The organism is Paenibacillus sp. BT-177 (genome assembly GCF_025846815.2).
Lineage (GTDB): Bacteria > Bacillota > Bacilli > Paenibacillales > Paenibacillaceae > Paenibacillus > Paenibacillus polymyxa_C.
The window spans coordinates 38514-54626 of record NZ_JAOYTP010000007.1; the positions used below are offsets into that span (position 1 = coordinate 38514).

The 16113-nt window shown below is 44.5% G+C and carries 11 protein-coding genes; 3 read left to right on the forward strand and 8 right to left on the reverse strand.

The genetic code is table 11. The annotated features are described in order from the left end of the window. Positions 1–44: 44 nt before the first annotated feature. The 7 genes from OIU26_RS19335 to OIU26_RS19365 all read right to left on the reverse strand — a co-directional run bounded on the left by OIU26_RS19335 (position 45) and on the right by OIU26_RS19365 (position 7931). Positions 45–1190 (reverse strand): hypothetical protein, encoded by a 1146-nt coding sequence (locus OIU26_RS19335; RefSeq protein ID WP_264217718.1) that lies wholly within the window; start codon positions 1188–1190, stop codon positions 45–47. Next, entirely contained in the window at positions 1187–1876 is a 690-nt protein-coding gene (locus tag OIU26_RS19340; RefSeq protein WP_264217719.1) for an ABC transporter permease, read from the reverse strand. The genes OIU26_RS19335 and OIU26_RS19340 overlap by 4 nt, the downstream gene beginning before the upstream one ends. 4 nt (positions 1877–1880) lie before the next feature. Further along, positions 1881–2759 carry an ABC transporter ATP-binding protein gene (locus tag OIU26_RS19345; protein ID WP_264217720.1) on the reverse strand — a complete coding sequence of 293 codons (879 nt, stop codon included), beginning with the start codon at positions 2757–2759 and terminating at the stop codon, positions 1881–1883. After that, a complete protein-coding gene (papB, locus tag OIU26_RS19350; RefSeq protein ID WP_025674409.1) occupies positions 2749–4170 on the reverse strand; it encodes a PapB family radical SAM/SPASM ranthipeptide maturase in 1422 nt (473 codons plus the stop codon). Before papB ends, OIU26_RS19345 begins: the two co-directional genes overlap by 11 nt. A 713-nt stretch (positions 4171–4883) precedes the next feature. Further along, positions 4884–5738 (reverse strand): carbohydrate ABC transporter permease, encoded by an 855-nt coding sequence (locus OIU26_RS19355; protein WP_013368987.1) that lies wholly within the window; start codon positions 5736–5738, stop codon positions 4884–4886. Positions 5739–5756: 18 nt separating this feature from the next. Then, complete coding sequence (locus tag OIU26_RS19360; RefSeq protein WP_025363776.1) at positions 5757–6641, reverse strand: carbohydrate ABC transporter permease; 885 nt, start codon at positions 6639–6641, stop codon at positions 5757–5759. A 36-nt stretch (positions 6642–6677) separates the two neighbouring features. Further along, the gene (locus tag OIU26_RS19365; RefSeq protein WP_045244962.1) at positions 6678–7931 is read right to left on the reverse strand and encodes a sugar ABC transporter substrate-binding protein; all 1254 of its coding nucleotides are present in this window, start codon (positions 7929–7931) and stop codon (positions 6678–6680) included. 572 nt (positions 7932–8503) lie between these two features. Between OIU26_RS19365 and OIU26_RS19370 the strand changes: the two genes are divergently transcribed. The 3 genes from OIU26_RS19370 (at position 8504) to OIU26_RS19380 (ending at position 15302) form a co-directional block, all read left to right on the forward strand. Continuing rightward, on the forward strand, positions 8504–10678 hold the full coding sequence (locus OIU26_RS19370; protein ID WP_264217792.1) for a glycoside hydrolase family 3 N-terminal domain-containing protein: 2175 nt from the start codon (positions 8504–8506) through the stop codon (positions 10676–10678). 13 nt (positions 10679–10691) lie between these two features. Beyond that, the gene (locus tag OIU26_RS19375) at positions 10692–14132 is read left to right on the forward strand and encodes a GH36-type glycosyl hydrolase domain-containing protein (protein WP_264217721.1); all 3441 of its coding nucleotides are present in this window, start codon (positions 10692–10694) and stop codon (positions 14130–14132) included. Between the two features lie 165 nt (positions 14133–14297). Next, the gene (locus tag OIU26_RS19380) at positions 14298–15302 is read left to right on the forward strand and encodes a LacI family DNA-binding transcriptional regulator (RefSeq protein WP_264217722.1); all 1005 of its coding nucleotides are present in this window, start codon (positions 14298–14300) and stop codon (positions 15300–15302) included. Positions 15303–15396: 94 nt separating this feature from the next. Here the strand turns inward: OIU26_RS19380 and OIU26_RS19385 are convergent, their stop codons facing one another. After that, the gene (locus tag OIU26_RS19385; protein WP_264217723.1) at positions 15397–16074 is read right to left on the reverse strand and encodes a hypothetical protein; all 678 of its coding nucleotides are present in this window, start codon (positions 16072–16074) and stop codon (positions 15397–15399) included. Between the last annotated feature and the right edge of the window lie 39 nt (positions 16075–16113).

Sequence of the window (16113 nt, forward strand, 5' to 3'; positions counted from 1 at the left end):
ATCTACTATTATTCGTTCTTCATGAAATCTCACTATTTTAGCTCTCAGTCACCCTGAATTGTATAGATATTTTCGGGTTTTTTTTCTCTAACTTCCAAAATAATTTCATTTTTGAGGCGTTTAAAAGCGTCAACTTGCTCATTGGACAAGTGGGTCAATTGTGGCAAAATGTAATCAATCCACTTACTCGCCCAATCCATTCCAAAATTAAACTCTAAAAGCTTATTTGAATAAATATTGATTTGAAGTTTATTATGATTTTGCACTATTATTTTCGGCTCGAACGATGACATGGAGTGTATTCGGGTGATTTCCAAGGTATAGTGAATCGGGTGTGTCTCCTTTTTCTTAGCCACTTGATACAGCGTTTCAAAAAGGGTGGCAAATTGCCTAGCCTGATACGAACTAATCCCCTTATACTCTACTTGTGTTTGTCCCACAGTTATTTTTTGAAACGACGATGTCTGTACATTCTCATTAAATAGCCTCTCATATCCCCATACGCCCATCAGTATACTACAAGCAAGGACCGTACTAATCCAAGGGATTATAGACTTTTTGCCGCCTCCGCGCCGACTGGATAACAATGAGCCTAATCCGTAAAATAATAAACTACAGCCTAAGAGTCCAAAGAGATTTCGCCAGTTGATCATATAGGGGTTGAATATATTCACTACAGGAGATATGTAACGTAACTTTTCATTAAATGACCAGGAAACTAAACCTATAGGAAGGTAAAAAGCAATGAGAAAAGTGAAGGCCAACCCATAATGCTTTACTACCTGCCCCAGGAAGAGACCCAACATCGATGAAAAAACACTAGAAAAAAATACAATGATAACCAAATTCCATAATGATACATCAGCGAATGATTTCCATAAAAGTCCTACCATCATGAGCAAGAGAGGAAACGAAAGAATTAAAGAAACATAAAGCTGGTAAGCGATTAGACGATAATTAGGAAAGACAGAAATATATATATACGGTTCTGTATGATTACGATTGTGTATACTCGCAATCTGTAAAGAAAAAAAAGCTACAAATAACAAGTTAACACTATAAGTTATTGCAATACCTTCATTCATTATTAAATTGAATAAAAGAACCACACTAAAGGAAACGAGCAAGGTTACTGCTTGTTCTCTTCGAAGTAAAAGCTGTAGCCAGAAACGAACTATACTTCCATTCATTCTTGTACCCTCGCCATCCATAGATGATTACTGACTTTCATCAATACCCACATAAGCAAAAATAGGAATACTCGCCCAAAAGCAAACGACTGTGTGAAGAAATTGGAAATAATCCAATCTGGATTAAACCAGATTGAAATGTAAGGCAAGTTGATAGTAATACTGATTAAAAGGTAAACGAGCATTACAATGTTCACATACAGTTGTTTACGTAAGAGCAAGTTCAATATGACGGTAATTTGAACAGAATATCCCATAGTTGCTACACCTGCTACTGTTAGATGAAGCAGTATCAAGAATGGAGCCTTACCATGAGTCGTCCATTGAACCACACAAAATATAGCTAAAGCGACAAATTGAAATAAGCAAACCACTCCCCATAATACACAACTCTTACAATAAAAATATTGGGCTCCTTTAGGCAATTTAGGCATAATAACAGAAGAGATCATTTTTTGCTTCTCGCCATCATAAAGAACAGAATACATTAACGGCATAAGTAATATGGTAAAGAACATTTGTCCATGATGCAAAAATATCCATAACGCGTTATTCTTATTCCCTGCTCCTAGATATAAAGATAAAGGAATCAAAAAACAAGAGAACATTAGTGCTATAAAAAACACTACACTTTTTTTCATAAGCAAAACTTCAAATTGAACTAGGGCTCTGATTACTTGTCCCATTCTGCTAACTCTCCTCCGGATCGGAAATGTACAGATACGCATCCTCAAGATTAGCCGTTTCGGGTGTGACTTCTGTACAACAATCTGGAGGGTAGTTACACAATAATCGAGCCTGAATTCTTCCTTCCTTCCGTACAATGGAAGTGATTCGAGCTTGTTGGCTTAATTGTTCCAATTGACGCTTGCCAACATCAACCAACCACACTTTACCCTCGACAGTTCGAATCATATCGTCTATAGCCCCTTGGTACAGACAACGGCCTTCTTTTAAAACGAGTAGTTTGTCACAAGTGCTTGAAACGTCAGGAACAATATGAGTAGATAACAATATAATCCTGTCTTCTCCATAATTTTGAAGCAAGTTTCGAAAAGCAATTCGTTCTTTGGGGTCCAGTCCAACCGTAGGCTCATCAACAATTAACAACTTAGGCTGTCCTAACATAGCTTGAGCAATTCCTAAGCGCTGCTTCATTCCCCCAGACAGCTGTTTTATTTTTTTATCAACTTGATCGATAAGTCCCACCTCAATTAATCGCTGTGATGTCTCCTCTTGAATATGATGTTTACCTTGAATACCTTTTAAAGCCGCAAAATAGTTCATGGATTCCAAAATAGTCACATTTGGAAAAAAATCAAAATACTGCGGCAAGTAACCTAGTAAAGAACGAATAGCATCAGGTTCTTTTTTCAAAGAATGTCCGAATATTTCAACTTCCCCTCGGTCGAATCTAAGTAAAGTGGCAAGAATTTTCATTAAAGTGGTCTTACCCGCTCCATTGTCTCCGAGCAGTCCGAATATACCATTATCAATATGAAAATGAAGCTCGTTAAGTACTTGGTGAGAACCATATGACTTACTTAAAGCTTGAATATCAATTGTCAAATGAGGCATCCTCCAATAGTTGCTCTCGCTGCCGCTTAGCAGAGAACAGGTTTTTCTTATCTTCTTTAGTTAATCGTAAATACAATTTCATACAATCCATTATTGCACTACGAGTAAAGTTACAGTATTTATCCACTGGCTCATTAATTGAACCACTAAGCACCATATTTTCTTGAGGACAACCTCCACCACATAGATTCTTAGCCCAACATTCTCCGCATACAGTTCTCTTCTCTAAACGCATCTCACTAAGCATGCCACTCTTCTTTCTTACATCCATCCCTTCCCTTACATTTCCTAAAGAGTAATCCTTTTCATTAACAAATCGTTGACAAGGATAAAGATTACCATGCACATCAACGGCAAGCATATGCGAGACCGCTCCACAAAAATAATCTCGCTTAGAAGAAGAATGAATCATCTTCAAGTATTTTAGAATGTTCGATATTTGACGTGCTTCCCCATATTTTTTGACCTGAAGCAAAGATTCAAAATGAACAACCAATTTGGTGAATTCTTGTGCATACTTCTCAAAGTCATCCTCACTAAGCATCTCGACTGCAGGATACATCGCAACATGGCGGATACCAATCCCCAATAAATGTGTAAGTGTATGTGTTATATCCAATTGTACTGGTGAAATCGTAGCTCTTGCTGTTATGGCACCTTTTTTTCTTAAACTTTCTGTTCTATTTAAAATGATTTCATAGGTACCTTTTCTGTTCTGATAATATCGATTGAAATCGTGCGTCATTTGATCACCATCTAGACTTATCTGAATAGAAACATGATGATCTAATAAGAAATTTTCAATTTCTTTGGAAATCAAGGTGCCGTTCGTTGTCATACTATATGTAACACGTTTATTTGATTTTTCTTGTTTTAGCTTAGTGTAGGCTACAACTTCTTTAATCACTTCAATGTTCAGAAGTGGCTCCCCTCCAAAAAAGCAAATATTCAGTTCTTCTTCCTCGCCAGAATGATTAAACAGATAATCAACTGCTTTTAATGCGGTCTCTGTGTCCATGCGTCCTCGATCATTATATTCTCCGTCTCCTCCATAACAGTAAGAGCATCTTAGATTACACTCTTGAACCAGCATAAGGATTATAGATGATAGACTCACTTGCTCATCATTGCAACTTTTACATTCCTTTTGAACAGACAAATCTTTATTATATATAACCGATGCTTCCTTCAGACTGGCTAATAACCTATCTACCTCTTCTCTACTAGAACGATGCTTAAGTAATTCATATATTTCTTCAATTTCCTTACCTTCGCTATTGCATATATCTACTACGACATCATCAATCTGAAAAAGCCCATTTGTTTTTATATTGTATAAGTATAACTTTTCATTTTGTTCTATGATTTTGACGGGATTTTTTTCAAATGGAGCACTAATCACTATTAATCATCCTCTCAAAGTTACAAAATAGGAGGAAGTCCAAGAAGATTAGTTCCCAGACCTCCTAAGTTGACTACCTGTGTTTGAAAGCTCTATCGTTGCGAGTTTTACTTCAATTAATCGAATTAATCGCTATCATTATTAGTACACCAATGACCACTTTCTTTGCTACAAAACCAATCGGTAGCATCACAACCTACACAACGATCACGTGTATCACAAAAAACACACGTCATAGGAGAAACACTGCCTTCAGCTGCTTGGTTAATAGGATCAAACAATTTGATTCACCTCATTTTTTTGTATTTTTTTATTTCTTTTCCAATATAATCATTTTTTTAGTTGGCCTCTATACTTTTTTTGAAGTAATTATGTAAAATTTGTTAACATATTATTTTTGAAATATTTTCAAATAAATATAATAAAAGTATAGTTCACTTTGCTGAAAAAAGCCGGTCGTTGTTAATGTAATGCATACCCTAATGATTCTGGAGACCGAAACTTTTATTCACCTTCGTAACACTCAATCTGAATTCTAACTTTTTCATTTTTCCGTTCCCCATATATAAACAAAATCCTGATGCAGCTTCTCTAAGAATGAACATGAGCTGACCAGGAATTTTCGTTTTTTTATACACAAAACGGAGGGCTTCTTTTGCTCAAACTAGGAAGTCCTCCGTTTTTGTGTTTTTATCAATTCACGTATTATCCACCTACTTAATCCCCGAAATCGTATAATTCTCAATAATATACTTTTGGAAAATAATGAAAATAATCATGATCGGAACGACCATGAAGGTCGAGCCCGCCATTTGCAGGGCAAATTGACTTTCGTTCTGTCCCTTGAGCAGTGACAGACCGACGGACAAGGTGTACAGCTTTTCATCGTTCGCAATAATGAGCGGCCATAAGAAGCTGTTCCAGCCACCGATGAAGGTCAGAATGGCCTGTACCGCGATAATCGGCGTCGAAATGGGTAGCACGATTTGTAAAAAAGTGCGGAACTCACCTGCTCCATCAAGACGGGTCGCCTCCAGCAGTTCTTCTGGGATATCGGACATGAACTGCCGGAAGAGGAAGATCGCAAATGCGCCCACCAATCCAGGAAGGACAATCCCCAGCATAGAATTGGTCAACCCCATCTGGTTCAGAATCAAATAGACGGGAATCATCGTCACTTGACCTGGAATCATCATGGTTGCCAGCACCAAATAGAACAGGAAGCCCTTGCCCTTAAACTGGAATTTGGCAAAACCATAACCCGCCATGGCGTTAAGGAATAATCCGAAGAAGGAAGCTAGGACAATGATCAGCGTATTCGTCAGATAGGTTCCAAACGCCATGCTATCGAATAGGATCTTAAAATTATCCAGTGTAAAATGCTCCGGCCAGATGGTTGGAGGAATTTTGGTTACCTCGCCCTCTGTCTTAAAGGAGGATAAAATCATCCACGCAAAAGGCAGCACCATTAACAGACCTCCCACAGTCAGGAGAATCGCCACGAACCATTGAAATGTTTTTTCACCACTGCGCGTATTGGCGCGGGCTTGCTGAACAGCTGTTTTCACGTTCATCACCTCTCTCTATCAGGACTCCGCTTTATTTTGCAAACGGAACTGAATCAGCGTCACCGCGATGATCGCGAAGAACAGAATGAACGATCCCGCCGCGGCATACCCGAATTTACTAAATTGGAAGCCGTTATTGTAAATGAACAAGGATGCCGTCAGCGTACCGTCCAGCGGTTTCCCTTTGGTCATGACAAAAGGTTCCTCGAAAAATTGCAGCCAGCCAATCATCGTCGTAATGGATACGAAGAAAATAGCGTAACGAAGCTGCGGCAGCGTAATATAACGAATTTGCTGCCATGTATTGGCCCCGTCAAGCTGGGCCGCTTCATAATAAGAGCCTGGAATGCCTTTAATAGCCGCAATAAAAATAATCATGTTTAAACCGATGCCCCGCCAAACCGCTAACACAATCAGCGAAATTTTCGCTACTGTTGGATCGGTCAGCCATGGGACGGGACCCAAATTCGCCAGACCAAGTACGTAGTTGAATAACCCAAGCGTCGGATTATACAGATAGCTCCAAACCACTGCGACCGCAACCACATTCGTTACGGACGGCAGATAGAACACGACGCGGAATACTTTGAAAGCACGTGATTTACCCATGTTAATCAGAATCGCGATGCTGAGTGAAAATATCAGCACCAGCGGAACGCCAATGATAACAAAGAACAACGTATTCCCAATGGACTTCAAAAAGGAAGGGTCCAAAAGCACGTTCGTGTAATTTTCCAATCCTATAAAGCGAATACTTTCATAATTAACGAGTCCGGACAGATCCATATCCGTGAAGCTGATCACGAGCGCCAGTAGTATCGGCAATAACGAAAACAGCGTTAACAGGATGATGGAGGGACCGATAAACAAGTATGGCGCAAGCTTCTGCGAGCTTCCTTTCATGCCTTCACTCCCTTTGACAATGACGGATATGGATCATTATTTTTTCATTATACTTGCAGCCTGCTGATTAAAGTCATCCATTTCCTTCTGTACATCGGCATGACCGCGGTAAATACGCTCAAAGCTCTTGATGAATTGTTGAGAAACTTCTTCCCATGCAGCCAGTTGCGGCAATGCTGCGGAATGATCCAGCTGTTTGCGAATCGTCAGAAGCATCGGATCACTCTTCAGTTTGGCATCTTCCCACGATTTAGTAGTCGCAGGCAAGTTACTGGACAGCTCCATCCATTTCAGTTGTGTTTCTGGTTTGCTCATGTAAGCCAGGAATTTGGCTGACTCCTCTGGGTGCTTGCTGAATTTCATTATTGAAAGGTTGGCTCCACCCAAAACGGATAGGTTGTTTACTTTGCCAGGAAGCTCCGCAATATTCCACTTGCCTTCCAGTTCTGGTGCCTTGCTCTTGATTTCTTTAATCATGAAAGGACCGCTGATAAACATTGGAACGATCCCCTCGCCTTGCAAACCTTGAACGGAATCAATTCCAATATCCACTGCGTTAGAGCCATTTTGGAAAAAGGTATTTACATACTTCACAGCATCTACAAACGGTGCTTGGTTGAATAGCGGATTGCCCTGCTCGTCAACCAGCTTGGAACCGTTCTGGAGAGCAAACATAAAGCCCATGGACTGCTCCTTTGCACTAAAGGAGATACCATATTTGCCTTTACCCCGAGCCGCTAGCTTTTGAGCAGCATCGGACAGTTCCTCCCACGTTTTAGGTGCTTCATTGTATCCAACCTGTTTCAGTAGGTCCGAACGATAGAATAAAACTCGCGTTTCAGTGTACCAAGGTACGGCGACCGGTTTAGCTTCAAATTGAGCCGTACTCACAGCGCCCTTGAAGAAATTTTTCGCTTCAAGCTCAGGGTATTTGCTGATGTAAGGCGTGATGTCTGTTAGTGCACCCGCAGATGCTAATTCCGGCACCCATGATGTACCGAGCTGGACAACATCTGGACCTGATTTTGAGGCAACCGCCGTGAGCAATTTGTCGTGAGCGTTATCCCAAGGCAACGCCTGTACATCAACGTGAATATTTGGATTTTCTTTTTCAAAATCTTTTACAATTTCAGGCAGCAACTTCCCTTCCGCTCCCATTCCCCACATGGTAATGGTCGTCTTGCCATTTGCATCTTTGCCCGACGAATCATCCTTGGATGAACAACCAACCAGCGCACCCCCCAGTAATAAGGTGCTTGCCAAAATGATCCCCAATGTTCTTTTCATCATACGAATTCCTCCCGAGATGATCAGTTTACCGATCATGCAATATGATAACGGATTCAAGCACATGAATTTTGCAAAAATTCAATAAGCGACTTCCAATGTCCAAATATTGCAATTTGGAGCGACTGAAATCGAATTTTGCAAAATCCTGATACATGCAAATACATAGCAGTTAAAGCATACCGTTATAACAATTATGTTTAAAGCCTAAGGACCATACTCATCAATAGAAACGTTTCGATAGTCATTATAGAACAAATTGAAACCGTATTCAATAGGGATATTATATTTTATTTACTTGGAATCGCATCACTTTTTCATTTATTTCAATCTTTATTACGCTATTTGTCCTATAAAAAACCCCCGTTTTGCATTTGACTCTCCATTTGGAAGCGTATATAATCCAACTGAGTCCAACAATAGAAACGTTTCGATTAATAATACAACAGAAGATTATGCTTCTATACTAGCTATTAGCCTGTTCAGCACTTTTTTGAATCAACTTTGTCCAAAAAATCTCATGAATCTGAAAAAGAGAGCTGTTTTACCAACCAAACAGCTTACGGAGGATTATGATGGAACAACACCTGAATTCCTATCTACAAAACATGACGCTTGAAGAAAAAGTCGACCAACTGCTACAGCTTGTGGGTGGCTTTTTTGAAGAAGCGGGTATAGAGGGCCAAATTACTGGTCCTATGGCTTCTCTCGGCATTACCGAGCAAACGGTTCACAATGTTGGTTCCGTGCTCGGCCTTGCAGGAGCTCAGGAAGCGATTCGTGTTCAGCAGGCTCATTTGAGTAAAAACCGTCTGGGTATTCCGCTTTTAATTATGGCAGATATTGTACACGGCTTCAAAACGATTTTCCCTATACCACTGGCTATGGGTTGCTCATGGGATATGGAACTTGCAGAAGAGAGCGCTACTATCGCTTCCCGGGAAGCAGCCGTATCTGGTGTTCACGTCACATTCGCTCCTATGGTCGATCTGGTACGTGACCCCCGCTGGGGTCGTGTAATGGAATCCACTGGGGAAGACCCTTATCTCAACAGTCAATTTGCCCGTGCGTTTGTGCGCGGATTTCAGGGTAAAGATCTGACGAATGATACCGAGCGGGTAGCCGCATGCGTGAAGCACTTTGCTGCCTATGGTGCCGGTGAAGGCGGACGAGATTACAATACCGTAGATATATCCGCATGGCAGCTGCGAGAGTATTATCTCCCCTCCTACAAAGCTGCTTTAGATGAAGGCTGCGAAATGGTGATGACGTCCTTCAATACCGTAGAAGGCGTAGCGGCAACGGGCAATAAGCGCCTGATGCGTGATCTGCTTCGTGATGAATGGGGATTTGACGGTGTACTCATTTCGGATTGGGCCGCGATCAAAGAGCTTATTCCTCATGGCATCGCCGAAGATGAGCGGGAGGCAGCAAAGAAAGCATTGCTGGCAGGCGTAGATATTGAAATGATGACCTCCTGCTATAATGGACACCTGCCTGAGCTAATTCGCAGCGGACAGCTGGATGAAGCGCTCGTTGATGAAGCGGTGATGCGTATATTGAAGCTCAAACAAAAGCTGGGCTTGTTCGAGAATCCGCTACGTGGCGCAGACCCTGAGCGTGAACGTGAAGTTGTGTTCTGCGAAGCCCATCGTGCGGTTGCCAAAGAACTAGCCATTAAATCATGCGTGCTGCTCAAAAATGATTCCGTGCTTCCATTGAATCGCAATCAACGTATTGCATTGATCGGACCTTTTGCAGAGAGCGGCGATATTTTGGGTTCTTGGTCGTGGAGCGGTTCACAAGAGGAAGCCATTCGTGTTGTCGACGGGTTTCATTCGAAAATATCCTCCTCGCTGCTCACCGTAGCGGCAGGATGCTCTGTAGACGACATAACAGAGGAGCAATATGCAGAAGCTCTGCATGCTGCCAGTCAAGCAGAGGTCATCGTTTTAGCGCTTGGCGAGCGCTCAGATATGAGTGGTGAAGCAGGCAGCCGTTCGAATATTCGCCTGCCACAGGCCCAATTGGAATTGGTGAAGCGCCTGAAGACACTGAATAAGCCAATGGTAGCCGTACTGTTTAATGGTCGTCCATTGGATCTGCACGGCGTCATTGAAGAAGCAGACGCTGTACTGGAAGCCTGGTTCCCTGGTGGCGAAGGCGGCGCAGCAATTGCCGATCTGTTATACGGTGATGCCGAACCTACGGGTCGTCTGACGATGTCCTTCCCGCAATCGGTCGGGCAGGTGCCTGTGTATTACAATCATTTTAATACAGGACGTCCACAGTTAGATCCGAACACGACAGAACGCTATGTGTCCCAGTATCTAGATATACCGAACGAACCTTTATTCCCGTTCGGCTATGGCCTGAGCTACACCGATGTAGCCTATGACAGCTTACAGCTTTCCGGCGATACCCTTATTCCCAGTCAAGAACTGACCGTTAGAGTACAAGTAACGAACACAGGAACACGTCCAGTCGAGGAAACGGTTCAGTTCTATGTCCGTGATATCAGCGGTGATACGGTTCGTCCGATGAAAGAACTGAAAGATTTCTGCAAAGTCCTGCTTGCCCCAGGCGAAAGCCGGGAAGTGGAATTTACAGTGACCGAGCCTCAGCTGCGCTATCATCATGCAGATTTGAGCTTCGACAGTGACAGCGGTGAATTTGCCGTCTTTACAGGACCTAACAGCCGAGATACTACAGAAGGCCGTTTTCGGTTAGTAAAAGAAACAGGAAAGTGAGGCGTTCCCCTTGATGAATACAAGTTTAGACCAAAATATTTTGCTGCGAGCCGGAGACCTGTCCTTTACCTTTTTAAGCAGCGGTGATGTGTACAAGATCGCTCACGGCTCAACGATGATCAACCAACTGTTGACCAATTCAGTCGATGGTTCCTTGAATAATCTGTACCTGAGACTGTATCGTCCTTCCGGCGTAAGCATCACTCCACTGCTTGGAGTTCGTTCGCCCGGCGTAATCAGACAAACGGATCAGCAGATTATTTGGGAAGGCTTCACCGCCGGTGTAGGCTATCAGGTGACCTTCACACTAAGCCGCCTGGGAGTATGGTTCTGGGATGTAACCCTACAGGGCGATGACGTTGAAGCAGATATTGTGTACGGTCAGGATATCGGTATTGCCGATACCGCTGCTGTGCGCAGTAATGAAGCTTATTTGTCTCAATATATTGACCATACTGTCTATCATGATGAACAAAGAGGCTATACCGTTTGCTCACGTCAGAATCAGCCGCAAAGCCAGGCATTCCCTTACATTCAACAAGGCTCGTTAACCCGTACTGTCGGATACTCGACTGACGGATTTCAGTTCTTTGGACTTTCTTACAAGGAAACGAATGAGCCGGAAGCACTGCGCCGCGACTCGCTCGCCAATGAAGTGTATCAATACGAATTCGCTTATACAGCGCTGCAATCTGAGCGGATAAAACTCGCCGGGGAAGCTCGCTTTACGTTTTACGGTCTGTACCAGCCGAGCCATCCGGCTGCAGTGACGAAGCTGGAGTATCAGGACCTGGTAACCAAAGCACGCGATGAAGTAGTTGGCGTTCTAGCGGACGCTTCCGCGACCATCATACCAGCGCGCATCGCAAGTGACTTCCAGGCAGAACGTATAGCTACAGCGCAAACCATCGGTGAACCGCTGCGCACGCTGAACTTGACCGATGCCGAAGTGGATCAGCTTTTCCCGAAACGCCAGGAAGAAGAACGGGATGGCGATGAACTACTTTCCTTTTTTACGGATAGCTATGAGCATGTTGTACTCAAATCCAAAGAGCTTCGTGTAGAGCGTCCTCACGGGCACATTTTAATGGGTGGGCATTACTCTGGAGGTAAGGAAGAAACCATTACAACCACCTCCTATATGTACGGGGTATTCAATTCCCAACTCGTGATCGGTAATACGAATTTCAACAAAATGATCACCAACGTGCGTAATGCGCTCAACATTCCCAAGACATCCGGTCAACGTATCTACGTCGGAATTCAAGGAAAATACCGCCTGCTCACCATGCCTTCCCTGTTCGAGATTGGCTTTAATTATGTGCGCTGGTATTATAAAACGGCTGACGATACATTCATTATTACAAACCATACGAATGCCGATCGCCCAGAAGTGCGGCTTCACATGCGCTCGGCAAGCGGTAAAGCCTACCCATTCCTGATCACTCAGCAAATGTCTATGCATGTGAACGAATATGAGCTTCCGTTTCATATGGAACGCGAAGGTGACGACCTGCTCTTTAGAGCGGATTCCGCTTCCCTAAGCGCCGAGGCTTACCCGGATCTTTTGTACCGAATGCACATAACAGGCGCTTCGTTACAGCAAGTGAGCGACGCTCAAGCACTGCTACAGGGTGGAGCCTCTCCTGATGCATCCTTGGTCGTTTTGGAACTGGGCGACAGCAGCGAATGGACCTGCACTGTACAAGGTTGGCTGCATGGCCGTTCGACCGGGAAGGACCGAGCACACAAGGAGCTACACGCCTCCTTTGAAGATGAGCGCGAGCGCTACCGGGAGTATTTTGACGAGCTTATGAATGGCTTCCATCTGACGCTTGGCCAACAGGAAACCAGCGAGCTATTCCGTGTAAACGCAGTGGCCTGGTGGTACACCCACAACATGCTCGTCCACTACTCTGTGCCTCACGGTCTGGAGCAATACGGCGGAGCAGCCTGGGGAACACGTGATGTATGTCAGGGGCCTGTCGAATATTTTTCGGCAGTGCAAAATTTTGATGAGGTTCGTTCCATTTTGCTAACTATATTCAGCCATCAGTATGAAGACAGCGGAAACTGGCCGCAATGGTTTATGTTTGACAACTATACTCACGTGCAGCAAGAAGAAAGCCATGGGGATATTATCGTTTGGCCGCTCAAGGTACTGGGCGATTATTTGACCGCTACCCGTGATTACAGTATTCTGGGAGAAAATGTGCCTTACACCCATCGGCATACTTTCGATTATACCAAGCAGACTGCGACCCTTATGGAACATGCCCTGAAGGAAATCGAATATATTCGAGAGAATTTCCTGCATGATACGTACTTATCGGCTTATGGCGATGGCGATTGGGATGACACTCTCCAGCCAGCCAATGCGCAGCTGAAGCAATACATGGCGAGCAGTTGGACGGTTGCACTCACCTACCAAGTGATTCGTAACTTTGCTGCTGCGTTGGAGCAAGCTCCAGCAGATGTAGCAAGCGATGCTGATAAGATCGCACAAGATTTACATCAGATGGCGAACGGCATCCGTAAAGACTTCAATCGCTACATGCTGGAGAGCGAAGTTATTCCAGGCTTTGTATATATGGAAGAGCCTGGTCAACCCAAGCTCATGCTCCATCCGTCCGACACCGAGACGGGAATCCACTACCGTTTGCTGCCGATGACACGCAGCATGATCAGCCAGTTGCTCACGCCTGAGCAAGCATTGGCTCATGAGCAGCTCATCCGCGAGCAGTTCCTCTGCCCGGATGGTGTGCGTCTGATGAACCGCCCTGCTCAATATGATGGCGGTGTGAGTTCGCACTTCAAGCGCGCAGAGCAAGCGGCCAACTTTGGACGTGAGGTGGGGCTGCAATATGTGCACGCTCATATCCGCTTTGTGGAAGCCATGGCCAAGTTAGGACGCAAGGATGACGCTTGGCACAGCCTGAAGCTCATCAATCCGGTCGGCATCCGTGCAACCGTACCGAATGCCGAATGGCGCCAAAGCAACGCGTATTTCAGCAGCTCGGACGGTAAATTTAACACCCGCTATGAAGCACAGGAACGGTTTGGTGAACTGCGGGAAGGAGCCGTACCCGTCAAGGGTGGCTGGAGAATCTATTCCAGCGGTCCGGGAATCTACATGAATCAGCTCATATCGAATGTCCTTGGTATTCGTCAGTCAGGCGAGGACCTGATCCTGGACCCTGTGCTGCCGGACGATCTCAACGGATTGGAATTTAAATTTTCCTTTGCAGGAAAGCCAATCACCTTCGTCTACCGCATGCTGCAAGAGCATACGAGCGGTGAGCAAGGCCGTGCAGTATTGAACGGTGCCCCTCTGGAAAGTGAGCCAGCCGATGACAATCGCTATCGTTCCGGTGCCTTGCGCATCAAACGTGAGACTTTCGAGCAGGCGTTAGCAGAACATGATGGTGTACACCGTCTGGAGATTATTTTATAAATCGAATGATTCATAAGCAAAATCAGGTATAGGCAACAAAGGAATGGCGATCTTGCGGGATCGCCCTTTGCTGCTTGCATGTAGAACTACGACATTTTGAATAGATATGTGGTTAATAATGCATATACAATAGCACATATAAGACGAACACAAGGAGGTGACGTTGTGGTCAGCATTAAAGATATCGCCAAACAGGCGGGCGTTTCCATATCTACCGTTTCATATGCTTTGAACGGTAGCGATAAGGTAACAGAAGAGACTTGCGCACGTATTTTGGCCATTGCCAAAGAGCTTAACTATGTGCCCAATGCCGCCGCACGGAATCTCAAGAAAAGGCAAACCAAAATTATTGGCGTATTCCTGACTGATTTTCGCGGAGATGTTTATGGAGATTTGCTGTACGGCATCAAGGAAATCTTGAACCGCAAGGGCTATGACCTCATTGTATGCAGCGGAAAGCAATCACATCGAATGCTGCCAGAACGCATGATTGACGGAGCTATTGTACTGGATCAGACGTTTGATAGTCAGGAGCTGCTGAACTACGCCGAGCGGGGACATAAAATTGTCGTATTGGACCGTGAACTGAATCATCCTAACATTAACCAGGTGCTGCTGGATAACAAAGCAGGTGCCGCGCTTGCAATAGAGCATCTATTGGAATTGGGACACCGCAAGTTATATGTTGTGACCGGACCAGAAGGTTCTTATGATTCCTGGCAGCGGATGCAGGCGGTCAAGCAGACCATTGAGCGTAGCGGCGTCGCCGAGATGATTGAAATTGACGGCAATTTCGAGAAATCGGGCGGTGAACAGGCAGCTGAAATCATTTTACAACAGCAGGTTGGCCCGGATTCAGAACCTGTAGCCGTATTTTGTCTCAATGATGAAATGGCCGTAGGCTTTTACAATCGAATGGCTCAGTCAGAGCTTACCATTGGCAAGGATGTTCATATCGTCGGCTTTGATAATATCGAGCTGGCGCAATATATTCAGCCCCGGCTGACAACGATAGACTACTCCAAACGCAAATGGGGCGCTGTGGCCGCTGAGCAGGTTCTCAAAATCATTGCCGGGGAAGACGTGGAACATGAACGGTTATACGTTACGCTTGTTCAAAGAGAATCGGCAGGCGCAGCATTCATCTTCCAGGACCAACAGAATCTCTGATGAACAGCAAAAGAGGCGCCCCACCCGCCAACCTCCAAAAAAAGAACTTCCACTGTCCCAAAAATGGGTTGGAAGTTCTTTTAGCTATACTTATTTAACCTAACAAGACCTTAATTAAATTCGCCAACGACCGTAAGGGATTGGCAATCGTCCGCCCTGTCTCCAGCTCTACTTGCAATGCAGCATCAACCATGGATAGCTGTGCTACAGCCAGCCCTCTGCTTGGATCAGCCTTCCTCAGCTCATGCAATGAGCGAACCAGCAATTCCTCATACTCATCTTTACGTCCCTGCATAATCAGTTCAAAAGCGCTCTCCACCACCTTGACCTCTATCAGTGAAGAGAGTTCCGGCTTGCCTAATAGAGTGGCCGTATGATAAAGACGCTTCATCGTGCCCTCTACGGTAGCCGGATTCGTGAATACCAAGGTTCGTGGCAGCAAATCATCGCACATCTCATGAAATAGAGGCTCATCCAGTGCGACTATTGGTGTAGACACGGCCCCTTGAGCCTTCTCCGCCAAAGCAATATAATTCGTGCACGTTATCAAAATAACGTCTAGATCGCTTTGAGACATCCAACTCAGTTGCTCTTCTACCTTGCGACTGGCATCATCCGCAGAAAAATGAGGGTCCGATGAGACCCGGCGCATAAGTCCTGGTTCCACAAAATGTACCAGTTCCACTTCATAAGAAGCAAAAGCCCGTTCCACATAAGCTATATTCGAGTGATGCGCATGCAGGCAACCCACACGTTCCTTCAAACCTTCCATCGTCATCCCCCTGATCTATGTTTGCATCATTTTAACAAG